Here is a 23,698-nt window from a genome sequence, read left to right on the forward strand (position 1 = left end):
GTGGTATCGGGCAGCGGCGCCTTGTCGGTATTGGAGCCGCCAAACAGATAGCGCCCGGCAATATCGGAATTGAGCATGGTCACCAGCTCGTCCAGCCGGGCATAAGACAGGCCCGGCAGCGTCGCCATATTGATATTGTTGGTGCCATATTGGCCCGGCATGGCCGAAGCGCGCCCCTCGGCTTCCATCTTGTCGAGGCGCGTCATGGCATTGTCGAGAAAACTCAGGCGCAGATTGACCGTGTCGATATTGGCGGAGAACGAATCGATCTTGGCGAGGCGCGAGCGCACCGATATCGACATGGGCAGATCGTTGCCCATCTCGGCCAGGGTCGATGCCTTCATGCCGGTGCCCAGCTGGGTCTGTAGCGTGGCAAAGCGATCCTGCATGCGCGAGATGACGGAGAACCCGGTCTGGATCGGATACATCGACTTGTTGACGATCATTCAGGGGTCTCCTCAGGTCGAAGCAAACAGGGCGTCGAGCAGTTCCTTGACCACCGACACGATGCGGGCATTGGCGGCATAGGCGTTTTGCAGCTCCATCAGCCGCGCCATCTCGGAATTGACGTCCACGCCGTATTCGGACGACATCTGATCCACGATGGTGTCGAGGGTCAGCTGGCGGTCATCGGACCGGGTCAGGGCCGCATTGATGCTGGAGCCCTGGAAATTGAGGACCTGGCCGATCACCTCGCCCAGATTGCCATTGAGCTGGAAATTCTTGGAATCGGCCGGATTGCCGCCGGAGACGAATTTGAGGTCGTTGAGCTGCCCGATGACGAAATTGGCGCGATCGGCATCGCCCAGCGTACCGCCCACCTCGTGCTGCACCATCAGGCGATTGTCAGCCAGGATCGCGCTATTGACCGTGATGCGCGCGGCAAAGCCCTGCTTCTGCGGCGGAATGCCATTGAGATTATTGGTGAAGGACGAGTCGCCCTGATCCACGAACAGATTGAACGCCAGGCCATCGCCCTGCACGCCTGAAGCGGTCGTGCGCACGGCAGCCGATTTGACCGTGGTCGGCCCGCCCGCGCCGCCATCCAGCACGCGAATATTGCCCGCGCCGGTGCTGCTGATTGTCAGGTTGGGCAGCTTGCTGCCCAGCATGTTGGCGGCCGCAGTGGCATCGCCCGACAGATTGATGCTGATGACGCGCTGCCCGGTGGCGTCGACATAATCCTTGCCATCGGTGCTGTTGACCACGCGAACGCGCCGTTCGACGCCGTTCTCGGTATAGGTCAGCACCACGTCATTGCCGGGCTGCATATTGGCCAGGCTCAGATCGAAGCCCGAAGCGCCCGCGGCACTGGCAGGCGTGCCTTGCGCCGTTTTGGTCGAGAAGGCCTGGGCAAGGCCCGCCGCGATCTCGTCGAGCTGGTCCTGCGCTTCCACCAGGGTGCGGTCGCGCAGGGTGACGAGGCCCGCCAGTTCCCCGCCCTGCAGGATGCCCTGCGCCACCAGATCGAGCTTGAGGCCCGACGGGGTGGTCAGGATCAGCTTGCCGACCGAGGTCTGGTTCTGATCGACATTGAACTGCGAATTGGGGGAGAGATTGCCCGCGCTTTCAAAGGAGAATTGCGAGACGCCATTGTCCAATAGCCCCACACCGGAGCGGGTCATCAGGGAAACGGTGCCATTGGCGCGGTAATCGGCTTGCACGTCGATCAGTTCGGCGACACCAGAGACCAGGCGATCGCGCTGGTCTTGCAAGCTGGCGCGCGCGGAATCGGTCATGCCCAGGTCGAGCATGCGGTTGTTCACTTCAGCGAGCGAATTGAGCATGCCATTGAGATTGTTGACGTGGCTGGCGATCTGCCCTTCGGTTTCCTGGCGCATGCCCTGGACCGTGCCGGACAGGCGATTGAGAGTCTCGGCCATGGTCTGGGCAGAGGCGACGGCCTGAGAGCGGGCGGCATAGTCGTCCGGGCTGGTCGCAATGCCCTGCAAGGTCTTTTGCAGATCGGCAAAAATGGTATCGAGCGAGCCGGCAGTGCCGGGCTTGCCCAGCGCGCCCTGCAGGCGATCGAGATAATTGGCCTGGATGCCCGAATTGGCGGCATCGCTGACCTGGCGCGTGTAATAGGTCTGCAGGCTGGTGTTGAAGGCGCGCGTGGTGCCCAAAGTACGGGCATAGCTGCTGTTCTGCGAATTGTAGTCGACGACGTTGAGCGACTGCCGGTGATAGCCGGGCGTTCCGGCATTGGCCACGTTGCGGCTGAGGATGGAGAGCGCATCCTGGCTGGTGCGCAGACCCGAAACCGCATTTGTCAGAGATGTCGTCAAACCCATGTCTTGGGCTCCTCACGCGAGAACAGGGTCCGCAGCCATTGCCGCGAACCCAAACTGTCGCCGCCGCTTCTAGCGGATCATGTTGAGCGCTTCCTGCAGCATCTTGTCGGCGGCGCTGACGATGCGAGTGCTGGCGGCATAGGCCTGCTGGGTCACGATCAGCTTGGTGAATTCATCGGAAATGTCGGTGTTGGAGGCTTCGAGCGCACCGCCCATAATGCCCTCGCCGGTGAGGTCCAGAATGGCTTCGCCCGATTCCGAGGTCGACGCGAACACTCCGCCATCGAGCCGCTTGAGCGAGTTGATGGCGTTGAAATTGGCCGTGACCACCTGCGCCATGTCGATGCGCTCGCCATTGGAATAGGTGGCGACCACCCGGCCATTGTCATTGATGGCCACCGAGACGAATTCGCCGGCGCCATAGCCGTTCTGGTTCAGCGTCGAGGTATTGGCCTTGCCGTTCACATCAGCGAACTGCGTCAACCCGTTGGTGTCGTAGCGCAATTCGACATCGCCCACGCCGATGCCGTTGATGTTGAGGCCGGTCAGCGTGGTGGCGCCGCCCGTCGGCGCTGCCAGCGATCCATTGGCGGCAAACTGGAAGGTTTCGTTGACACGGGTCCACTGCGTCTCCGTACCGGCGGCATTGCCGTTGGACATGTAATAGAGGTGCCAGGTATCGGTGCCGGGGGGTGTGCTGGTGGCGCTATCGACCTTGGCCCAGCGCATGGTCACCTCAGCCGGGGCGCCGTTCTGGGCGTAGACGGTGATGGAGCCGGCGGGGATCGTGTTGGTAAGGAATTGCGCATTTTGATTGGCGGTGATGGCGTTCACCGGCGTGCCATTGGCCACTGAGCTGACCGGCGGCGTGGTGTTGAACGAGGTCGAAAGCCCGGCGCTGGCCGAGGCTGTCATGGCGAAACCCGAATTGGTGGGCATGGTGATCTGCAGTTTGCCGGCGTCGGTACCGGTGGCCGGGATAGCGACGGTCGAACCGGAGCCATTCGGACGACCCTGCATATGGGTCTCAACTTCCGCCAGGACCTGGGCGACCGTCTTGCCATCGGTGTCGATATACATGTTGGAGGCGTTATTGGCGGGCGGAGCGCCGGCAGCGGCCGAGTAGAAATTGTAGTTGAACGCAGTGCCGCTGATCGCAATGGTCAGGGACTCGCCCACCAGATCGGCAGGGTCGGTGGTGAACGCGGTGGTCGAGGTGGCGCGTGCTGGCGTGAAGGTGCTCGGCAGATAATCGCCGGCCCGCATCAGCTCGCTATTGGGTACCGAGGCCTTGTATGCATCGGTCTTGGGCAATTGCGGCAGGTTGGCCTGGTAATTGATGCGGGTGGTCTGCTGGGCCGGCAGGAAGGCATTGGAGAGCTTGATGACGGCCGGGGCCGAGCCCGAGACGTTGCCCGTCGCCGGATCGATCGCCAGGCCCTTGAGGTAATAGCCGGCGCCATTGACCAGGAGGCCATCCTTGTCGATCTCGAAATCGCCGCGGCGGGTGTAGAAATTGGTGCCGGCAAAGGTGCCGTCGCCATCGGCCTGCCCGTTCTTGGGCTCGACCACGAAGAAGCCGTTGGAATTGAGCGCGATGAAGGTCTCGTTCGCCACCGTCTTGATGTCGCCCTTGACGTCATTGGTGCCGCGCGACTGCGCCAGCACCGCGCCCGGCACCTGGCGGCGGACGGGAGCGTCGGGGATTAGATCCAGGAAATCGGTTTCGATGCGCTTGTAGCCAGTCGTCTGCGAGTTGGCGATATTGCCGGAAATGTTTTCCAGCGCGTGCGCCTGCGCTCGCAGACCCGTCACCGCACTGGAAAGAGCCCCGTAAATACCCATCAAAAACTCCTCAAACTGCTCGCGCTGGTTGCGCCTGTTCAGCAGGTAGAGGAGCAAGTAGAGTGCCAACTGCGCTTGGCGTTGATTTTAAAAGGTAATTTCCTCAGAGACCGGGCAATTGCGGCGAAAACCCGGCAATTGAGTCCGGGCCCACCGGCAGAAATTGCCGCCCGCTTGTTGAGCCGTGGGGGTTAAGTCTGGTATTTTTGCCGAATGGCCACGTATTTTCGCGGGCATAGATTTAGTATTTCCCGGATCAACGAGCCACCTGCATCCTGCCGACAACAATATATCGGAGCTGCTACTAGGCCGGCAGCACCCAGTCCTGCCAAGTCGTCCGTGCCCCCTGCTTTCGTCCAGTGTTGAACCAATCGCCACGTGGCTGCTTGCGCCCCCCTTTTGACCGTCCATCTCATGTTATCGGGAATACGAAAGCTGCCATTCCGCGGTTTGAAGCGCTGTAGGAGAAGAGCCGCATTGGGTCGTTAGCCGAAAAGATTGCAGTTCCCAAAGGTGGACTTGAGAATAGGCATGTTATTGAATCTTGGGTGGTGCTGCTCTCAGTTGTAGGCTGTCAGCACCTGATCTGGATCCATAAAGCTTTCGTTAAATCGACTCGGTCATTTGCGTGCGCGCCCAAAACCATGGACGCGATATGCCGATGCCTAAAGGTGCCCTCACCCCGCGAATGATCTCCGATTTCTGCCGGCTTCGCTTGGCGAAAGTCCTCGAGGAAAACGAGCGGTCCGCGGTTTGTAGGTATCTCACAGACCTCCTAGAGCTACTCGTATTCCCGCCGTATCGCGGCCGATGGATCGACTGGGCGCAGGTCGCCATTACCGCCAGCGTCGAGAAGGATCGGCTCCAGTCCGCTCGGCACCAGCTCCAGCCGGTTTTCGATGCCGTATCGCGTGCAGTCGCCCTGCAGGACGCGGCGCCATCTCTCCGGACGCCACCTGAAGATATCCTGGCCGCCGAGACGCGGAACGCTCGATCGGTGCGAAAGGCCCGGTCGGTCGCGGCCGCAGAAAAATCAGCACCACGTAAGCGCGGGCCGAAGCCGAAGGTGATCGTGGAGTTCCCCGAGCCGCTGTGGACCGAATGGGAGGAACCGGAGACCCTTTCCGAGGCGCTGAACCTGCACATGCGACGCCACGGCGATTCGGTCCGGCACCTATTCCTGGCGCTGGACAGCAGGGGGACCGCCAACGACCAGCGCACCCTGATGAAGTGGTGCACCGGCCAGCTGGTGCCGCGCACGGTGCAAAGCCTGGCCGTCCTTGCCAAGGTCGAACGTCGCTACCGACTGCCCGAGGGCTACTTCAAGTCCAAGGTGCCGAACCGCGGACGGGCTACGTACGGAAATGGCCTCGAGGGGATTTCTGCACATGAGCGCCGGCGCCTTGCTTGGCATCTGCCCGACGACTTCCTCAGCCGGTCGAAATCGGAGCAGGACGAAATCCTGATTTGGGTGCGCCGGATCATCATCACGGGATCGACGGATTATCGCCGCTATCAGGCCGAGGCCATGAAGCAAAAATATGCGGTCCGCTTTACCGCTTTCCTGGGACGCCAGCGCAAGTCGGTCATGGCCAACGACAATCGGGACATCGACCCAGACGACCTGGACGCGGAACTGGAGTCGGCAGTGGTCGATGCGCCGGCGGCGCTGGACCGCGAAATGAACGAGCTCCTGCGTTTCAAGACCGCCACGCTGACGGCTTTCGGTCTCCAGCGTAATGGCGTCTGGAACGAGGAGACGGCATCGCAGAAGGTCGAGCATCTCAGCCTCATGTTCGGCTCGCTGGCGTCGGATCCCCGGAGTACGGTCAAGGGCTGCGGCGTGCCGCTGGATAGCCTGTGCTTCGCCATGCTGGTCTTTCCGTCTGTATGGGACTGGTACCTGCAATGGCGCGAGCGCCGGCGCGGATTCTACACGAAATGGGAAGTCGACATGCTCAGTGTGGTCCTGGGCATGACACGGGCCGACACAGGCTGGATACGGCAGACGCCAGCGCTCGCCGATCGCCTGCGGTCGATCCCGGGTCTGATATCCGACCATGATATCGAGACGGTCCAAAAGGACTGGGACGCCGCTTGCGAGACTTTCCACAAGCACGCTCGACACCGCATTAAGGAAATCCAGCGCGTCGCGCGCATCCACCGCGACCCGTTCGAGCCCATCCTGCCGGTGCTAGAGTCCGACAGCCCGGTCGGGGAATACCGCAAGATTACCGAGGAAATCCTGCGCCTAATGCCGGACGAACGTCGGTATCCCCGCGCGGCCGCCGAAGCCGTCAGGTCGTTCCTGCTGCTGCGCCTGGGCATGCACCTCGGGCTGCGGCAACGAAACCTGCGCGAGCTCCTGGTATGCCCGCGCGGCCGCATGCCGACGTCGGAGCGGCACCTCGAGGACAGGAAACGAGGCGAGCTGCGGTGGAGCGATCGCGATAAAGGCTGGGAAGTTCTGATCCCGGCCGTTGCGTTCAAGAACTCGACGTCGTCGTTCTTTGGGTCGAAGCCGTTCCGGTTGGTGCTGCCAGACCTGGCCGGGCTCTACGATATGATCGAAGCCTATCTGGATCGGCACCGGGTCCGCCTGATCGGCGATGCGGCAGACCCCGGCACGTTCTTCGTGAAGTCGGTCAAACGGACCAGCGCCGACGCATCATATAATCAGAACACATTCTACGAAGCATGGCGCCTGACCATCCAACGCTACGGCATCTACAATCCCTACACCGGCCGTGGTGTCATCCGGGGCTTGCTTCCGCACGGTCCGCATAATGTCCGCGACGTGCTGGCGACCCACATCTTGAAGCAAACAGGGTCGTATGAGCAGGCCAGCTACGCCATCCAAGACACGCCGGCCATGGTGGCAAAACACTACGGGCGCTTCCTGCCTCAGGACAAGGCGGCAATCGCTGCGAAGGTACTCAATAGGGTATGGGAGGCGGCTTGATGATTGGCATCGGAGGAATCGCCAAGTGTGGCAAACAAGCGCCCCATTCCAGCCGTTGAGGCCGGCATGGCCATCCACCAAAAGCGGACACCCTGGTTTGACGACTCCACGGCCCCTTGACCAATCAGCCATTTGCCTTGCCATATTGGGCGGTCGCCACCGGATCCGCTCATGCCTGACACCCGCTCCCCACGTCTCGCCGTCCTGATCGATGCCGACAACGCCTCGGCTCGGATTGCCGATGGCCTGTTCGAAGAGATAGCTAAGATTGGTGAAGCGAGTGTCCGGCGCATCTATGGGGACTTTTCCAGCCCGCGGTCTAAGGCGTGGGCCGATGTGTTGTCGAAGCATGCGATCATTCCACAGCAGCAGTTTGCCTACATCACCGGCAAGAACGCTTCCGACATAACATTGGTGGTCGACGCCATGGACCTCCTACACAGTGGAAGGTTCGATGGTTTTTGCCTCGTGTCATCTGATAGTGACTTCACACGACTCGCCGCTCGCATACGGGAGCAGGGTGTTGATGTCTTCGGCTTTGGCGAGCAGAAAACGCCAGAGAGTTTCCGACAAGCCTGTCGCCGCTTCGTCTACACTGAGAATCTTTTGCCGGAAGCCCCAGCAAATGTGGAGAGCGCGGGAGCGAAGGCTGCCCCCCTCCAATTGCCTGCCGATGCCGTGCCAATTCTGATGCGGGTGATGGAGCAGATGGACACTGAGGACGGATGGGTGCCCCTTGGCGCGGTCGGCAATCAGCTTGCCAACCTGGCGTCTGATTTTGACCCGCGCACTTTCGGCTTCCGTAAACTAAGCGACCTCGTTCGGCAGACCAGCGCGTTCGAGCTTGATCAGCCGGAGGGCCGAGCTCTTCGTATTCGAGCTAAGCTCGATAAAAAGCATCGCCGATAGCCGGCGAGCGTTGCGGCTCTGCGCTCCATTCCGGCCGTTGCCAACGGCAGGCAAGAATCTCAAAAGCCGCCGGTGGGTATATCACAGCAACGTCCATGACGCCTCATATCCCACGTTTGGAACTCGCTTCGCTTCCTATAGGTGGAACGGAAAGCGATCCCACTGTGTCCAGTCGAGCAGCGCGCACGACCGGCTCAAGCCTCAGCCGCGTAGCGTGACCGTCTGAACCAGGCCGCCCGACTGGCCATTACGGATTTCAAGCTGGCCGCCCGAACGTTCGATGATCTCCTTGGCGATCGCCAGCCCGAGGCCTGCGCCGGGAATAGTTTGGACGCGGCCGGGCTCAGCACGGAAAAAAGGTTCGAAGACACGCATGAGCAAGTCTTGCGGAATGCCCGGCCCCTTGTCGGCGATCTCGATCACGACGCTGGATCCGTTGGCAACCAGGCTCACAGTCCCGCCCTTGCCATGCGTAGCAGCATTGATCAGAAGATTGCGCAGTGCCCGCCGCATGGCCAGGCTTGGCAGCAAATCTATGATTGCCCCGTCGAGCCGGCCCAGCTCGATCAAATAATGCTGGGCTTGCAGTTCCTCGACCGTTTCGGCCAGCAGCTTGTGCAGTTCCACTGGGCTGTGATCACCCCAGGACACTTCCTCGCGCACCAGGCGGATCGCACTATCGGCGATCAGTTCGAGTTCATCGATATCCTTGATCCAGGAATCGCGGTCTTCGTCGGGCAGGAATTCCACCCGGATGCGCATACGGGTCATGGGGGTGCGCAGATCGTGGCCGGCGGCGGCGACCAGCCGCATGCGGCTTTCCACGGCGCTTTTAAGGCGGGCTGAGAGCCGGTTGAGAGCGGAGGCGGTTTGGCGCGCTTCCCCCGATCCAACCTCCGGGATATGAGGAATGACACCATCGCTACTGACTGAATTGACGGCGTTTTCCAGCATGGCAAAGGGCCGCGTCACGCGATAGGCCATGAATAGGGAAACCGCGATCACTCCCAACACGATCAGGCCAAGCCAGTAGGCCAGAGCAATCCATAATTCGGGCGGCGGCCCATCCATATTGGGAAATTCGACAGCGAGTTGCCGGCCGGCCACCTCGACCAAGGCCAATTGCCCATCCTGTTCGATCTTGTCATGGACGGCGACTGGCAGGTCGACGCCGCTTTGGCCCAGGCGGGCTTGTAGGGCATCGGTCAAATCGGGCCGCAATGGCCCCGTCTCGCTCGGCTGGGTGGCCACTTGGCTTGCGGAATCAAGGTTTTCATCAAAAAAGGCGCTGATAGCGACGATCTGGCTCGCCACCGGCACCACCATGCGGTCGGGGTCGGGTTGGTTCAGGGCAAAAATGACGGCTGTCGTCGCTACCAGGACGACGACGACGATGGCGCCGATCAGGATCGCGGCAATGCGGAAGCGTAGCGACCTCACGGGCTGGTCTCGCTGACTTCGACCCGCGTCGCAAGCTGATAGCCACCATTGCGGATGGTCTTGAGGATGTTGGCTGAGCCGGCTTCGCGGAACTTGCGGCGAAGCCGGCTGACCAGCACGTCGATGGAACGATCAAACGGGTTGGCTTCGCGGCCCTGCGTCAGATCGAGCAATTGATCGCGCGAAAGGACCCGGCCCGGCCGGTCCAGAAACACCTGCAGCAATTGATATTCGGCGCCGGTCAAGTCTACCGGAAGCTCATCCCGACCGATCACCGAACGGGTCGAGGCATCGGCGGTAAAGCCATCGAAATGATAAAGCTGCCCGGTTGAGATTGCTGGGCTGGGTGCGTTGACCGGCGCGCGGCGCAGCACAGCACGCATGCGAGCCACCAGTTCGCGTGGGCTGAACGGCTTACCGAGATAGTCGTCGGCGCCCAGTTCCAGCCCGATAATGCGATCGACCTCTTCCTTGAGCGCCGTCACCAAGATCACCGAAACATGAGGCGTGCGATTGCGCAGCATGCGGCAGATATCGAGCCCGGACCCGTCGGGCAGCATCACATCGAGCACCACCAGATCGATGGCCTCGCTGGCAATCCGCTCATCGAATTCCTGCCGGCTGCCGGCAAGGGAAACGCGAAAGCCCTGTTCGCCGAGAAAGCGGGCGAGCAGGCGACGAATTTCAAGATCGTCATCGACGACCAGAATGTGAGCGGACATGGCAAACCTCCACATCTTCAATAGCCCAGACGAGACTATTGCAAAGCGCGATTTTGTAACCGCACGTTGCCAAGGTCGGTCTGGCAATATCTGGCAACAATAATGGCCCTTCCAGCAATATACCGACACATCGGGACAATTCTGAGCAAAGAAGCTGGGGCATCAAGCGGGGCGAACTGCGCAATGGAGTGTCCCCCGTGTTCCGCGTCACCACGACTCTTGCCACCACACTGCTCCTTGCGGGCTGCACGACACTAGGCCAGCCCTATGTCGCGCCAAGTGTTGACACCAATGCCCGCTACGGCACCGCTGTGGCGGGTGGGGCCAAATCCGTAACCGCAAATACGATGTGGTGGCGCGCCTTCAACGATTCCCAGCTCAACGCGCTGATCGAAGCCGGGCTCAAGCAGAACCTGACGGTTGCGCAAGCCGTCGAGCGAGTGATTGCGGCCCGCGAAACCGCTGCCGCCAGTGGCATTGGCCTGCCGACCGGGTCGGCCTCGGGCTCGGCCGCAGCAGAAGGCAACAGCGCCGGTGGCGATGTCGAATTGAACCGCTCGGCGACAGCTACGCTCAACTGGGAAATCGATCTCTTCGGCGGCCTGGCCAAAAGGCGCGAAGCCGCGCAGGCCTCGATCGACGCGGCAACCGAAGAAGCCAATATGGCGCGATTGACCTTGATCGGGGATATCGCCACCGCCTATGTCGAGGCGCGGGGGTATCAGGACCGCATCCATATCGCCCGCACGACGCTGGAGAGCCAGAACCAGACCCTGGCGCTGACCCGCAAGCAGAATGAAGTCGGTGTCGTCACCCGGCTCGACGTCACCCAGCTTGCAGGCGATGTGGCGAGCACCGCAGCGAGCATTCCGGCACTCGAAATTTCGCTGAACGAGTCCATTCATCGATTGGGGGTGTTGCTGGGCCAGCAACCCTCAGCGCTCAAATCCATGTTTGCCGCCGCAACGCAAATTCCGCGCCTGTCGGGAAGTGTGCAGGCCGGCATTCCATCCGACCTGATGCGGGACCGGCCCGACATTAGGAAGGCCGAACGCACCCTGGCCGAGGCCGCAGCCAATATCGGGGTGGCGCAGTCCGACCTCTATCCAAGCCTGACGCTGGCCGGCAATCTCTCGGTGAGTTCTTCCACCAGTTGGTCGCTCGGCCCCACGCTGAGCCTGCCCATTTTCAACCGCGGCGCCCTGCAGGCCACCGTTCGTCTTGAGGAATCCGATGCAAGGCAGGCCTACCTTGCCTATCGCGAGACGGTGCTCGAAGCGGTTGAAGAAATCGAGAACGCGCTAGTGGGCTTCAGCAAGCAACAGGCCCGCCGCAGCGAGCTCGCCAAGAGCTATACTAGCTACTCCGAGGCCACCGATATTGCCGATGATCTCTACCGGGCGGGCGATACGACGCTGCTTGACCTGCTGACGGCCCAGCGCTCGCTCTACGACGCACGCGACTCGCTGGCGCAGAGCTCGGTCGCGGTGGCGACCCAATACATCATTCTTTGCAAAGCCCTGGGCGGCGGCTGGAACATATCCGGCGCCACCACGGCGGAGTCCCGCTCATGACGCATTCTGTCTTTTCCCGCTTGGTTCTGGTGCTGTCCACCAGCATGTTTTTTCCGCTTGGCGCGGCTTTCGCACAACCTGCTGGCCTTCCTCCTGGCATGGGGCTGCCGGCCGGTCCGACCGAAGTTGGCGTCGTTACTTTGACCGCCCAATCGGTTGCGATGACCAGTCTATTGCCCGGTCGGGTAGCCGCCTCGGCGACCGCCGAAGTGCGTCCGCAGGTAGGCGGTCTCATCACCGAGGTGAAGATTACGGAAGGGCAAGACGTCAACGCCGGCGACGTGCTCTTCGTCATCGACTCGGCGAGCTACCAGGCCGAGGTTGCGGTGGCGGAGGCTGATGTCGCCAGTGCCGAGTCGCAGATTCCTGCCGCCCAGGCCACCGTTACCCGCTACACTTCCCTGGTGCAGTCGGGCGGTGTCGCCCAGACTGAGCTGGATACTGCCGAAGCCACTTTGGCCCAGGCCAAGGCCCAACTCCTCTCGGCGCGGGCCTCGCTGCGGAAAGCCCAACTATCGTTGGACCGCGCCAATGTCACCGCGCCGATTTCCGGCACCGTTGGCACTATCGAGGGACAGATCGGCGCGCTGGTTACCGAAAACCAGGCCGACGCGCTGACCACCATTCGCCAACTCGACCCGGTCGATATCGAACTGGCCGAGAGTAGCACCAATCTGCTGGCGCTGCGCCACGCCCTGACGTCGGGTGCGCTGGAGGGGCAGAACGGAGAGCCGCCCACCATCTCGCTGACCCTGGAAGACGGTTCCAGCTATGATCAGACTGGCACCATCTCGGCCGCCGACATTATCGTCAGCCAGACCACTGGCAGCTTCACCATTCGCGCCAGCATGCCCAATCCCGATCGTCTGCTGATGCCGGGCATGTTCGTTCGGGCCACGGTGAGCGTGGGCAGTCAGCCCAATGCCTATCTCGTGCCGCAACGGGCGGTGACCTTCAATGACGAGGGGCAGCCCACCGCCTATTTTGTCGGCGCCGATAACAAGGCCGAGCAACGCGTGCTCACCGCCAGTCGCGAGTACGAGAATGCCTGGGTTGTCCTGTCAGGCGTCAAGGATGGCGATCAGCTCATCGTCGATGGATTGCAGAAGATCACGAATGGCGACGAGGTCAGCCCGCTCGCCGTGGTCATCGAGGACAATGGCGTGATCAAGCAAACGCCGCCGCGCGAAGTTGCCGACGCCATGCCAGTTGCCGGAGCCAACCCATGAGCGAGGTGACCGTGACCAATTCGGCGCCGGCCAAGGGGCCGCGCAAATCCATTGCCAGTTTCTTCATCGCCCGGCCGATCTTTGCCATGGTGCTGGCCATTGGCATTTCGCTGGCCGGTATCGTCAGCGTCTATACGCTGCCTATTTCCCAATATCCTGAAATCGCGCCGACCACAGTGAGCGTCAGGGCCACCTATACGGGCGCCAGCGCCGAAGCGGTTGAAAACTCGGTGACCACGGTTATCGAGAATGGCATGACCGGCTTTACTGACCTGCTCTATATGTCGTCGAGCTCCACCACCGGCTCGTCTAGCGTGGATTTGACCTTCGGCAGTTCGGTCGATCCGGACATCGCCCAGGTGCAGGTACAGAACAAGCTCGCTCTGGTCGAAAGCCAATTGCCTGAATCGGTGCAGCAGTCGGGCCTGGAGGTCAGCCGCTCCGGCAACAGCATCCTGATGATCGGCAACATTGTCTCGCCTGACGGCAGCCACACCAGTGACCAGCTCGCCGACATTATGTCCTCCATTATCGAGCCTCGCATCGAGCAGCTTGAGGGCGTCGGCGGCATCCAATCCTTCGGTTCAAGTTATGCAATGCGTATCTGGCTCGACCCGTTGGCGCTGGCCCAGTACAGCCTGACGCCGGCCGATGTCTCTTCGGCCATCGAGAAACAGAACACCCAGGTTGCAGTCGGCTCGATCGGCGCCTCGCCGACTGTCGAGGGCCAGCAATTGCGCGCCACCGTCACCGCACAAAGCCTGTTGCAGACGCCCGAGGAATTCCAGAACATCGTTCTCGTCTCCGGCGAGGATGGCGCCACCGTCCGGCTGGCAGACGTCGCCAGGGTCGAGCTCGGGCTCGAATCCTACGGCTCCAGCTCGACCTATAATGGCCAGCCGGCGGCGGGTTTCGGCGTTATGCTGACCAGCGGCGCCAACGCCCTGGACACTGCCGAGGCGGTGCACGAAGCGCTGGACGGTCTGGCCAATACCCTGCCCGAAGGCGTGGAGGTCGCCTATTCCTATGAAACGACGCCTTTCGTCGAGCTCTCGATCGAAAAGGTCGTCCACACGCTGATCGAAGCCATCATTCTGGTCTTCGTGGTGCTGTTGATCTTCCTGCAGAATTTCCGCGCCACCCTGATCCCCATGATCGCGGTGCCCGTGGTGCTGCTGGGCACTTTCGGCGTTCTGTATGTGCTGGGTTACTCAATCAACACGCTGACCATGTTCGCCATGGTGCTGGCCATCGGCCTGCTCGTCGACGACGCAATCGTCGTGGTGGAGAATGTCGAACGCGTCATGGCCGAGGAGCATCTATCGGCTCGCGAAGCGACCGAGAAGTCAATGTCCCAGATCACGGGCGCCTTGATCGGCATCGCCCTGGTCCTGACTGCCGTGTTCATCCCCATGGCCTTCATGTCCGGTTCGGTGGGGGTGATTTACCGCCAGTTCTCGATCACCATTTCCACCGCGATGATCCTGTCCGTGCTGGTCGCCGTCGTCCTGACGCCCGCTCTGTGCGTGATGTTGCTCAAGCCGCATGATCCCGGCAAAAAACGGTTCGCGCCCTTCCGCTGGTTCAATACCGGCTTTGGCAAGGCGACCGGGGGCTATGTGAGCACGGTCGGCCACCTCGTTCGCCGTCCGCTGCGCATGCTCGTGGTCTTCGCGGCCATTTGTGGCGGCGCCTATTATGTCTACAGCCAGATGCCGAGCTCCTTCCTGCCCGAGGAAGACCAGGGCGTGTTGATGACCATCATTACCCTGCCCAACGGCGCTAGCGCCGCCCGCACGCAGGCGGTGATTGACCTGGTGGAAGACTATTATCTCAACGTCGAGACCGAGGCAGTCGACAGCGTGTTTATGTCGCTGGGCTTCAGCATCTCGGGCAGCGGGGAAAACGCCGCTATGGCCTTCGTCCGGCTCAAGGATTTTGCCGACCGGACGGATCCCAGTCTCTCTGCGGCAGCCATTTCCGGGCGTGCCATGGGCTATTTCTCCAAAATCCGCGATGCCGAAATTTTCGCGCTGGCCCCGCCGGTGATCCAGGGCCTGGGCCAGTCCAACGGCTTTTCTATGGTATTGCTTGACAACGCCAACAACGGTGCCGATGCGCTCGCACAGGCGGCCAACCAACTCGCCGACAATACGGCCGGCAGCAGCATCGTCACCAATATTCGCGGTAACACGCGCGATCTGGACACCCAGCTCAAGGTGACGATCGACCAGGAGAAAGCCGGTGCATTGGGCGTGGATCTAGCCGCAGCCAATGCCTTGCTCGGGGCCGCCTTCTCCGGTTCGCAGGTCAACGATTTCATCTATCAGGGCGAGATCAAGCCAGTGATTATGTCGGGTGATGCCGATTTCCGCATGCAGCCGGAAGACATCAAGAACTGGTATGTGCGCAACAATACCGGCGAAATGGTCCCCTTCTCGGCCTTTGCCACCACGTCCTGGGAAAAAGGCTCCAGCTCGCTCGCCCGCTTCAATGCCACCTCATCGGTCACGATCAGCGGATCTGCGGCCGCTGGCGTCAGCTCTGGCGACGCGATGGACGAAATGGAGGCCCAGGTCGCCAAGCTCGAGGGCGGCTATGGCGTCGCCTGGACCGACCTGTCCTACCAGGAGCGCCTGTCAGGTTCGCAGGCCACTATGCTGTACGGCCTGGCCGTACTAGCAGTATTTCTCTGCCTCGCAGCGCTTTACGAGAGTTGGATTATCCCGTTCTCCGTCATCCTGGCCGTTCCGGTCGGGATTTTCGGCGCCGTCGTCGCCGCCCACACGTTCGGGCAGGACAACGACGTCTATTTCAAGGTGGGCCTCCTCACCACGATCGGCCTGGCCGCCAAGAATGCAATCCTGATCGTCGAATTTGCCAAGGATCTGGCGGCACAGGGCCGAAGCGCCATCGAAGCTGTGCTGGAGGCGGCGCGTTTACGGCTACGCCCGATCATCATGACTTCGGTGGCCTTCATTCTCGGGGTGCTCCCGCTCGCCACGGCCACGGGGGCCGGCTCAGGCGCCCAAAACGCCATCGGTATCGGCGTGCTGGGCGGCATGCTGGCGGCGACAGTACTTGGGATTTTCCTCGTTCCTGTATTCTTCGTCATCGTGAGCGGCAGGACCAAGGTTGTCACAGTTTCAGTTCCTGAGGAATGATAGAAAAAGGTCGGGCCCCTCCGACGTGCTCTCAGAGGCGCCAGTCGCTGCACTATATCCGTATCGATGCGGAGCAAAGGCAACTTGTAAGGGTACCAACCCGCCCAAACTGCTGCATGCGGTCGGTAATCGAACGCACCGCTCAATGGAGCGACTGCTTGCTCGGTTCCTTCACCAGAAGCCGTCCGTCTGCTTTCGGCCCCCTTTCAGCCATTTAGCGGGATCCGGGCAACTGCAAGAATGGGGCCGCTTGCAGCCTGTCCGGTTATATTCTCAACCGGTGGCAAGCAGACGATGTACTTGTGACCAAATCAACCGCGCCTGGTCCGAGACGCCGCTCTGATGATTACTGTGGTGGCGCTGGTGACGACGCTGGTGCTGAGCAGATGGAACAGCGCTCGTCTGTCGGCGGACCGGAACCTAGCCGAGCTCTTCGAAACCAGCCGCTCACCAACTTCCACGCAAATATGACAGCTACATGCCCACGTAGTTCGGGCCAGACCCTCCCTCTGGCGGCACCCAGTCGATGTTCTGCGATGGGTCCTTGATGTCGCAGGTCTTGCAGTGGACGCAATTGGCAGCGTTGATGCGCAATTGCGGCGCGCCCGCTTCCTCCACGATTTCATAGACCCCAGCCGGGCAGTACCGCTGCGCCGGCTCATCATAGATCTTCAAATTTACTTCGGTGGGAACCGATTGGTCGCGGAGGCGCAAATGGACAGGCTGCTCTTCGTCATGTGTCAAATTGGCCAGATAGACTGACGATGCGCGGTCAAAGGTAAGCTTGCCATCCGGCCTGTCATAAAGGATGGAACCCGCCGATTTTGCCGGTTTTAGCGTGGCGTGGTCAGCGTTGCCGTGGCGCAATGTGCCGAAGATGGACCGCCCCAGTATTCTGTGAGACCACAGGTCGATCCCACTCAGACCCAAACCCAGAAGCGCGCCAAAACGACTCACAATAGGCTTTGCATTGCGCGTCGGCCAAAGATCCTGCCGGATCGGCCCCTCGGTCACGCTCTCATTCAGGTTCTCGATCAGGTCATTGCCGCGTCCGGCCGACAGTGCGTCAACGAGCGCATCCGCCGTTTTGATGCCTGACCACATTGCGTTGTGCGTGCCCTTGATGCGCGGCAAGTTCATGAATCCTGCTGAACAACCAATCAGCGCTCCACCCGGAAAAGCGAGTTGCGGAACCGACTGCCAGCCACCGCTGGTCATAGCGCGCGCGCCAAAGGCAATGCGCTCCCCGCCTTCCAGGAGCGCACGCAAGTGAGGGTGCGTCTTGTATCGCTGCATCTCGTCAAAAGGCGAAAGATGAGGATTGTCGTAATTCAGGTGAACGACTAGGCCGATATGCACCCGCCGGCCCTCGCCGTGGTACACAAACCCCCCGCCCCCGGTTCCTGTTGAAAGCGGCCACCCAACGGTGTGCTCGATGCGTCCGGGCACATGCCGTTCCGCCGGCACTTCCCAGACCTCCTTGATACCGATGCCATATTTCTGCGGACCGCTTTCGTGGTCCAGATCGAAACGTGCGATTAATTGTTTGGCGAGTGAGCCCCGCGCGCCCTCTGCGATCAAAGTGTAGCGTGCATGTATCTCCATGCCAGCGGTGAAACCCGGCTTGGGCTTGCCCTCGCGGTCGCGTCCCATGTCACCGGTGGCCACGCCGCGGACGGCCCCCTGCTGGTCATAGAGCAGTTCAGTTGCTGCAAACCCGGCGAATACATCAATACCGAGCTTGGCCGCCTGCTCGCCCAGCCACCGGCAGATATCCCCAAGACTGGCAACATAATTGCCGTGATTGTTCAGGATCGGCGGCAGCAGAAATTGCGGCACCGCGAAGCGGCCCTGTCTGGTCAGGACACTGAAACTGTCGGAGCTAACAGGGGTCCGTAGTGGCGCCCCACAATCCGCCCAGTCTGGAATGAGAGCATCCAGGGCCGTAGGATCAATGACGGCGCCTGAAAGGATGTGCCCGCCGATTTCCGCGGCCTTTTCCAGAACCATGATGGTCAACGGCTGACCATTGGCCTGTGCCCTTTGTGCCAGCCGGATGGCAGCACTCAGGCCCGCGGGGCCCGCACCCACAACAACCGCGTCGACCGATATCGCTTCACGCTCACCCATGGGAGTGCTTCCCATCAGTCTTGAAGTTGTCGCGTAAGTTCGGGAATGGCCTCGAAGACATCGGCGACGAGGCCATAGTCCGACACCGCAAAGATCGGGGCCTCGGGGTCCCTGTTGATGGCGACGATCATCTTGGATGCTTTCATCCCCGCCAAGTGCTGGATGGCTCCGGAAATGCCACAGGCGACGTAGATGTCAGGGGCGACGATCTTGCCGGTCTGGCCGACCTGGCAGTCACTGGATACAAATCCCGCGTCCACTGCAGCACGCGATGCCCCGACGGCAGCATTCATTCGTTCGGCAAGGGGCAGGATGAGGGACTCAAATGCCTCGCGGCTTCCCAAGGCCCGACCGCCCGACACGACCACGCGGGCGCTCCCTAGATCTGGCCGCTCGCTCATATTCGGACTGACCGAAACCACGCGCGATGCGGACGCGCCTATGCTGGCAGGCATCTGGCGAACTTCGGCAGCACCATCCAGCGCAGCCGGCTCAAAGGCGGAACTGCGCACTGTCAGGACCAGCGTGGGATCGGACGAGCTCACCGTTGCTATGGCGCTGCCGGCATAGATGGGACGCTCAAAGGTGTCGGGCGCCACAACTTTAATGACTTCGGACACCTGCATCACATCGAGCCTGGCGGCAAGGCGGGGCATCACATTCTTACCCGACGTTCCGGCAGGTGCCATGAACACGGAATAATCCGATGCAAGCCGCGCCAGCAATTCCACCATCGGCTCAGCCAGGTGCCGGTCCAGTTGCTGGTTTTCGGCCAGAATGATCGCATCGACACCGCTGATCCTGCTCAGTTGCATGGCGGCCTGCCGGCACTCGACGCCCGCAAGCAGGATATGAATACCGGTTCCGATTTCTGCGGCCGCCGAAGCTGCCCGGCGGGCGCTGTCCTGAAAACTGGCTTCAGTGTGATCGACTATGACAAGAATGGACATGAGTGCCTCAGATCTCTCAGATACGGCCTGCGGCCAACCTCAAAATGCTGGCGAGTTCGCCCACCGACCGAACCATGGTGCCCGCTTGACGGACGTCCGGTTCACGAACACCCAGCAAGGTCAGCCGTGGCGCGATGTCGACGCCGAGGTCCTCAACGGCGATCTCGGCCAGGGGCTTGTTCTTGGCCTTCATGATGTTGGGCAGCGACGCATAGCGCGGCTCGTTAAGGCGCAGATCCACAGAGACCACCGCCGGAACGGACAGCGCCAAGGTTTCCAGGCCATCGTCAACCTCGCGCACGACGGTGATCTCGCCACCGGCAATCCGCACAGAGGACGCGAAGGTTGCCTGGGGCCAACCGAGAAACTCGGCGAGCATCTGCCCTGTCTGGTTACAATCATCATCGATGGCCTGCTTGCCCAGGAAAACCAGGTCCACCGCCTCGCGTTGAGCGATTTTTTTCAATACTTTCGCCACTGCAAGCGGTTCAATCTCGCGCGGGGCCAGCACATGAATGGCACGGTCCGCGCCTATGGCCAGCGCCTTGCGCAGGGTTTCCTGTGCGGTACGCGGACCGATGGAAACCACCACAACTTCCCGCGCCATCCCCGCTTCCCTCTGTCGGATAGCCTCTTCCAGGGCAATCTCGTCAAAGGGATTGGCGGCCATCTTGACGCCTGACAGATCGACATCGCTGCCATCATTGCGAACGCGTATCCGCGCTGTGGAATCGGCAACCTGCTTGACGGGAACAAGGATGGAATAGGTCATGGCTTTCTCTGAAGTCCGGGGCGGCTATGTTAGGCCGTATGCGCCTGGCGCCCCGCTTTGGGTACCAGGCGCTTTTAAGGTCAGTGGCCGGCGATCATTTCATCGATGACCTTGCGGGTAGCCGTCAGCTCATCGAATTGAGCCGCCGATGACACGGACACCATATGCGAACCGACTTCGCCGATGCGGCGATTGAGATCGGCGCCCACGGCGGAGTCCGGATTGGTCAACTGGCCAAGATGCTCTTCTTCGCCGACCATGGACATGCCCTCGGTTACAAACCAGGCAGCGAACAGACGTGCGGCATTGGGATTGGGCGCATATTCGGGCACGAAAACCTTCATGCCCAGGACCGGCGTATAATCCGTGAACGGACGGAACCGGAGCGGCTCACCGCGATCGATGGCCAGGTCCGTGGCGTAAGCCATGCCCGTCCCAATCGCCGCTTCACCTGCCGAGACAGCCGCTCCGACTGCGCCGCTGCCGTCCTTGAGCACCGGGTTGTTGTTCAACAGCCCCTCGACAATCTCCACCGTGGCGTCATGTCCGATTTCGTAATTGAGATAGTCGACCGGCGCGATGTGGAAGGCATTGAGCGCGAGCTTTCCCTGCCATTTTGGGTCGGCCATATCCGCAACCTTCTGCGGCAGGTCGGCTTCGTCGACAAAATCGGGGTTCCAGATTAACCCATAGACCAGGTCATACATGGCCAGGACGGAGTTCTTCATCTCCGGCGGCACCCCACCTGTTGCCGCTGCAATGCCACGCAGATTGTCTGCGAACAGACCGGCCCAATCGACATTGGCCACATATCCGGCCTGAACCGACGGCCACAGATCATCGACACTGCCCTGCCCCACATCGGCGCTGAACCGACCTGACGGACTCTCGGCCGCCAGTCGGGACATCAGAGTGGTCGGGTGCATCGGCGCCCATTCAATATTGATATCGAGATCGTATTTGTCCTTGAACGCATCGATCAGCAGTTCGCGGCTTTCCGGCTTGGTGGGCTGAAGCAGCAGGACCACCAGATTGCCTTCTTCCCGCGCACCAGCGACCAGATCTTCAACGTTTTCGGCGGCCTGGACGGCGGCACCACCCAAAGTGGCGAACATCGTGCCAGCGACAAGTAGCGCCGGCAAATGGCTCAGTTTGCGCATGATTTTGAACTCTCCTCCTGTGCCGCAGGCAGATCAGGGCCGCGGACTTTTCATGGCCAAGGCTCCTCCCTTTGCCATGACTCAACGATAAATCCGGAAAACATGCACGTCAACATAATATCAGACCTTTTAAAAAAACATGCCAAATCGACATTTGGAGGTTGGTGGCGCATTTCATAGCCGTCCGCTTTCGCAAGTCACCAATCTGCACCGGCCACAGAAACTAAAATACTTATTTGTCCGATCAATGATCCATAGATAAGATATGCCCATTCTAATGCCTGTTTCAGGAGGCCTCATGAAAACCACACGCCCCAGGACTCCCGCCAAGTCAGCAGACCCGTCGCCCGTCGGGCGTCCGTTGAAAGGTGCAGAGAAGTCTACCGGCCGCCGCTTCAGTATCGAGCGAATTCGCATTCCCAAGGCGGCAGACGTCCTCGCATCTCATCTGCGCGACGAGATTGTGGAAGGCCGTTTATCCAATGGGGAAATGCTGCCTACTGAACGCGAGCTGGCCGAAGGCGCCGGCCTGTCGCGCTCGTCGGTTCGCGAAGCATTGCACATGCTCGAGATCGAGGGCTTGCTGGTGACCAAGCCTGGCCGGAACGGCGGGTCCATGGTTTGTCAGCCAAGCCGGGACACCATCGTCAAGACTGTCAGTCTGTATATATCGAGCCGCAAGACGCAACTGACCTCATTGATCGAAGCGCGGGCCGCGCTCGAGCCTTCCGGGGCCATGTTGGCAGCGAAGCATCGGACCGATGTCGATATCGAAGCGATTCGGTCCATGCACGAAAACCTTGAGGCGAGCATTGACGATCTTGACGAGTTCCTGCGCGCCAATATCGATTGGCACCTGGCGGTCATACATGCCAGCCACAACGACCTGATGATCGCTTTCATGGAGTCGATCTCGGGTCAGGTTTATGCGGCCACCAATGTGGAGCGCATGAACCCGCTCGAAATCAGGCAGCAGGTCATCAAGGTGCATGGCCGCATTAGCGATGCCATCATCGAAGGCGACCCTGCCGCCGCAAAGCGCAGGATGGAGCGGCATGTGGGCGCTTATGCGGGGCATCTGGGCATTGAATAAAACAAGGCAGGGGCCGCCAAGCCTGTTCGGAAACGACGCTAGATCAGTTCCGAGTGAAAGGCCTTCGCCACGATCCTCCAGCCATCGGCGGGCCGCAGCAGGTGCAAGACGTCAACGAAGATTTGCGTCGGCGTGACCATCTCGAGCATGACCGTCGCGCAATGGGGGCCGGCGAACTGGATGGAGCGTAGTGCACTCCGCTGTTCGTGCCCCTGCGATGCAGCAGAGGGACGGTTCGCAACGATGTCGATCCATTCACTGGCGAGAAAGAGTTTCAACGCGCCTTCGGCAACGAATTGTAGACGGCAGTCCGGCAGGAACAGGGTCCTCAGGGTTGCCGCGTCGCCTTCGTGAAAGGCTCGGGCATAAGTTTCGGCGAGTGTGGCCACTGCAGTGTAGTCTGCGTTCATTGTGTTGTCCTCACGTGTTGTCCTCACGCATTGATCTCGAGCACTTGCTTCATCCAGCGGCATCCGTTGTGAAAATTGGTCACTGCGCTACCCGGCGGCACCAGCGCATCGAACTGCGCTTCCAGTTCAGCAGGAAAGGCCAGGTCAAGAACCGGCAGCATGTCTTCCAGCTGCGCCATGGTGCGCGGACCGAAAATCGGCGCTGTCACCGCAGGACGATCCCGCACCCACGCCATTGCCAATTGCGCCACCGGCACACCGATCTCGCCCGCTATGCGCGCCACACCAACGCCGACGGCAATTCCGCGGTCATTGACGCGGTCAGCATAGGCGCCGCCACGAACGACGGCCCGAGAATCTGCGGGCAGATCTGCCTTGCTGGTGTAACGTCCTGCCAGCACGCCCTGGGCCAGTGGCGCATAAGGAATGAGCCCTATGCCTTCCTGCAGGCATAGCGGCACCAATTCATTCTCAACACGGCGATCGAGCAGGTTGTAAGGGGGCTGCTCGGCTACGAAACGAACCAGGCCGCGTCTTTCGCTGACGCCGAGGCCCTCCATGACTTTCCAGGCCGGGTGGGTGGAAGTGCCGATATAGCGCACCTTGCCCTGCTGAACGAGATCGTTCAACGCCCCCATAGTTTCTTCGACAGGCACCTCGAAATCCGGGCGATGCAATTGATAGAGGTCGATATGATCGACTCCCATGCGCCTCAAGCTGCGTTCGCATTCGCGAATGATATGCAGACGGGAATTGCCCCGGTCGTTCGGCCCTTCGCCAACCGGATAATGCACCTTGGTGGCGATGACGATGTCATCGCGCCTCCCGAATTCTCGGATAGCCCGACCAAGATAGGCTTCGCTACGCCCTTCATTGTAGGAATTGGCCACGTCGAACAGATTGATGCCTGCAGCCATGGCGCGTAGCATGATCGCTACGGACTCGTCTTCCGGCGTAGGCCCGCCGAAATTGAAAGTGCCAAGGGCCAGTGGCGAAACCTTGAGGCCGCTGCGACCCAGATACCGGTATTGCATCGAATATCCT

At 60.8% G+C, this 23,698-nt stretch carries 17 protein-coding genes; 6 read left to right on the forward strand and 11 right to left on the reverse strand.

The annotated features are described in order from the left end of the window. The 3 genes from FF80_RS12205 to FF80_RS12215 form a co-directional block, all read right to left on the reverse strand. Positions 1-446, reverse strand: a 446-nt coding sequence (locus tag FF80_RS12205) for a hypothetical protein (RefSeq protein WP_035100769.1), incomplete at its 3' end; no start/stop codon positions are given. A gap of 12 nt (positions 447-458) precedes the next feature. Next, positions 459-2,294, reverse strand: coding sequence for a flagellar hook-associated protein FlgK (flgK, locus tag FF80_RS12210; protein WP_035100772.1), 1,836 nt, complete (start codon positions 2,292-2,294; stop codon positions 459-461). 69 nt (positions 2,295-2,363) lie between these two features. Beyond that, complete coding sequence (locus FF80_RS12215; RefSeq protein WP_035101250.1) at positions 2,364-4,139, reverse strand: flagellar hook-basal body complex protein; 1,776 nt, start codon at positions 4,137-4,139, stop codon at positions 2,364-2,366. A gap of 655 nt (positions 4,140-4,794) precedes the next feature. On the opposite strand from FF80_RS12215, the gene FF80_RS12220 reads away from it, so the two are divergent. Both FF80_RS12220 and FF80_RS12225 read left to right on the forward strand, forming a co-directional pair. Then, positions 4,795-7,101: a hypothetical protein gene (locus FF80_RS12220; RefSeq protein WP_035100775.1), complete on the forward strand. Its 2,307-nt coding sequence runs from the start codon at positions 4,795-4,797 to the stop codon at positions 7,099-7,101. Positions 7,102-7,272: 171 nt separating this feature from the next. Continuing rightward, on the forward strand, positions 7,273-8,010 hold the full coding sequence (locus tag FF80_RS12225; RefSeq protein ID WP_035100777.1) for an NYN domain-containing protein: 738 nt from the start codon (positions 7,273-7,275) through the stop codon (positions 8,008-8,010). Positions 8,011-8,211: 201 nt separating this feature from the next. Here the strand turns inward: FF80_RS12225 and FF80_RS12230 are convergent, their stop codons facing one another. Together FF80_RS12230 and FF80_RS12235 are read right to left on the reverse strand one after the other, a co-directional pair. After that, the gene (locus FF80_RS12230; protein ID WP_035100779.1) at positions 8,212-9,450 is read right to left on the reverse strand and encodes an ATP-binding protein; all 1,239 of its coding nucleotides are present in this window, start codon (positions 9,448-9,450) and stop codon (positions 8,212-8,214) included. Continuing rightward, positions 9,447-10,172 carry a response regulator transcription factor gene (locus tag FF80_RS12235; RefSeq protein ID WP_035100781.1) on the reverse strand — a complete coding sequence of 242 codons (726 nt, stop codon included), beginning with the start codon at positions 10,170-10,172 and terminating at the stop codon, positions 9,447-9,449. Before FF80_RS12235 ends, FF80_RS12230 begins: the two co-directional genes overlap by 4 nt. 197 nt (positions 10,173-10,369) lie before the next feature. Between FF80_RS12235 and FF80_RS12240 the strand changes: the two genes are divergently transcribed. The 3 genes from FF80_RS12240 to FF80_RS12250 are packed head-to-tail and all read left to right on the forward strand — an operon-like array spanning position 10,370 to position 16,139. After that, the gene (locus FF80_RS12240; protein WP_035100783.1) at positions 10,370-11,746 is read left to right on the forward strand and encodes an efflux transporter outer membrane subunit; all 1,377 of its coding nucleotides are present in this window, start codon (positions 10,370-10,372) and stop codon (positions 11,744-11,746) included. Beyond that, positions 11,743-12,975 (forward strand): efflux RND transporter periplasmic adaptor subunit, encoded by a 1,233-nt coding sequence (locus FF80_RS12245; RefSeq protein ID WP_052153466.1) that lies wholly within the window; start codon positions 11,743-11,745, stop codon positions 12,973-12,975. Before FF80_RS12240 ends, FF80_RS12245 begins: the two co-directional genes overlap by 4 nt. 50 nt (positions 12,976-13,025) lie before the next feature. Beyond that, positions 13,026-16,139 carry an efflux RND transporter permease subunit gene (locus tag FF80_RS12250; RefSeq protein ID WP_035101254.1) on the forward strand — a complete coding sequence of 1,038 codons (3,114 nt, stop codon included), beginning with the start codon at positions 13,026-13,028 and terminating at the stop codon, positions 16,137-16,139. 474 nt (positions 16,140-16,613) lie between these two features. On the opposite strand, the gene FF80_RS12255 is transcribed toward FF80_RS12250, so the two are convergent. From FF80_RS12255 to FF80_RS12270, 4 genes are all read right to left on the reverse strand, one after another. Next, positions 16,614-18,269 (reverse strand): electron transfer flavoprotein-ubiquinone oxidoreductase, encoded by a 1,656-nt coding sequence (locus FF80_RS12255; protein ID WP_081917411.1) that lies wholly within the window; start codon positions 18,267-18,269, stop codon positions 16,614-16,616. A 14-nt stretch (positions 18,270-18,283) separates the two neighbouring features. Further along, entirely contained in the window at positions 18,284-19,219 is a 936-nt protein-coding gene (locus FF80_RS12260) for an electron transfer flavoprotein subunit alpha/FixB family protein (protein ID WP_035100786.1), read from the reverse strand. A 16-nt stretch (positions 19,220-19,235) separates the two neighbouring features. Then, positions 19,236-19,991 (reverse strand): electron transfer flavoprotein subunit beta/FixA family protein, encoded by a 756-nt coding sequence (locus tag FF80_RS12265; protein WP_035100788.1) that lies wholly within the window; start codon positions 19,989-19,991, stop codon positions 19,236-19,238. Positions 19,992-20,071: 80 nt separating this feature from the next. Further along, complete coding sequence (locus FF80_RS12270; RefSeq protein WP_035100790.1) at positions 20,072-21,151, reverse strand: extracellular solute-binding protein; 1,080 nt, start codon at positions 21,149-21,151, stop codon at positions 20,072-20,074. 298 nt (positions 21,152-21,449) lie between these two features. Between FF80_RS12270 and FF80_RS12275 the strand changes: the two genes are divergently transcribed. Beyond that, positions 21,450-22,244 carry a FadR/GntR family transcriptional regulator gene (locus FF80_RS12275; protein ID WP_160172831.1) on the forward strand — a complete coding sequence of 265 codons (795 nt, stop codon included), beginning with the start codon at positions 21,450-21,452 and terminating at the stop codon, positions 22,242-22,244. 38 nt (positions 22,245-22,282) lie between these two features. On the opposite strand, the gene FF80_RS21010 is transcribed toward FF80_RS12275, so the two are convergent. Next, positions 22,283-22,654, reverse strand: coding sequence for a nuclear transport factor 2 family protein (locus tag FF80_RS21010; RefSeq protein WP_052153468.1), 372 nt, complete (start codon positions 22,652-22,654; stop codon positions 22,283-22,285). Positions 22,655-22,677: 23 nt separating this feature from the next. Further along, positions 22,678-23,688, reverse strand: coding sequence for an aldo/keto reductase (locus tag FF80_RS12285; RefSeq protein ID WP_035100792.1), 1,011 nt, complete (start codon positions 23,686-23,688; stop codon positions 22,678-22,680). Positions 23,689-23,698 lie beyond the last annotated feature (10 nt).

This window comes from Devosia sp. LC5, from assembly GCF_000735585.1.
Taxonomy (GTDB): domain Bacteria; phylum Pseudomonadota; class Alphaproteobacteria; order Rhizobiales; family Devosiaceae; genus Devosia.

Excerpts from the sequence above, each read along its gene's own strand:
- flgK (WP_035100772.1), bottom strand. The coding sequence starts at position 2,294 with ATGGGTTTGACGACATCTCTGACAAATGCGGTTTCGGGTCTGCGCACC.
- FF80_RS12215 (WP_035101250.1), bottom strand. The coding sequence starts at position 4,139 with ATGGGTATTTACGGGGCTCTTTCCAGTGCGGTGACGGGTCTGCGAGCG.
- FF80_RS12220 (WP_035100775.1), top strand. The coding sequence starts at position 4,795 with ATGCCGATGCCTAAAGGTGCCCTCACCCCGCGAATGATCTCCGATTTC.
- FF80_RS12225 (WP_035100777.1), top strand. The coding sequence starts at position 7,273 with ATGCCTGACACCCGCTCCCCACGTCTCGCCGTCCTGATCGATGCCGAC.
- FF80_RS12235 (WP_035100781.1), bottom strand. The coding sequence starts at position 10,172 with ATGTCCGCTCACATTCTGGTCGTCGATGACGATCTTGAAATTCGTCGC.
- FF80_RS12245 (WP_052153466.1), top strand. The coding sequence starts at position 11,743 with ATGACGCATTCTGTCTTTTCCCGCTTGGTTCTGGTGCTGTCCACCAGC.
- FF80_RS12255 (WP_081917411.1), bottom strand. The coding sequence starts at position 18,269 with ATGGGTGAGCGTGAAGCGATATCGGTCGACGCGGTTGTTGTGGGTGCG.
- FF80_RS12260 (WP_035100786.1), bottom strand. The coding sequence starts at position 19,219 with ATGTCCATTCTTGTCATAGTCGATCACACTGAAGCCAGTTTTCAGGAC.
- FF80_RS12265 (WP_035100788.1), bottom strand. The coding sequence starts at position 19,991 with ATGACCTATTCCATCCTTGTTCCCGTCAAGCAGGTTGCCGATTCCACA.
- FF80_RS12270 (WP_035100790.1), bottom strand. The coding sequence starts at position 21,151 with ATGCGCAAACTGAGCCATTTGCCGGCGCTACTTGTCGCTGGCACGATG.
- FF80_RS12275 (WP_160172831.1), top strand. The coding sequence starts at position 21,450 with ATGAAAACCACACGCCCCAGGACTCCCGCCAAGTCAGCAGACCCGTCG.
- FF80_RS21010 (WP_052153468.1), bottom strand. The coding sequence starts at position 22,654 with ATGAACGCAGACTACACTGCAGTGGCCACACTCGCCGAAACTTATGCC.
- FF80_RS12285 (WP_035100792.1), bottom strand. The coding sequence starts at position 23,688 with ATGCAATACCGGTATCTGGGTCGCAGCGGCCTCAAGGTTTCGCCACTG.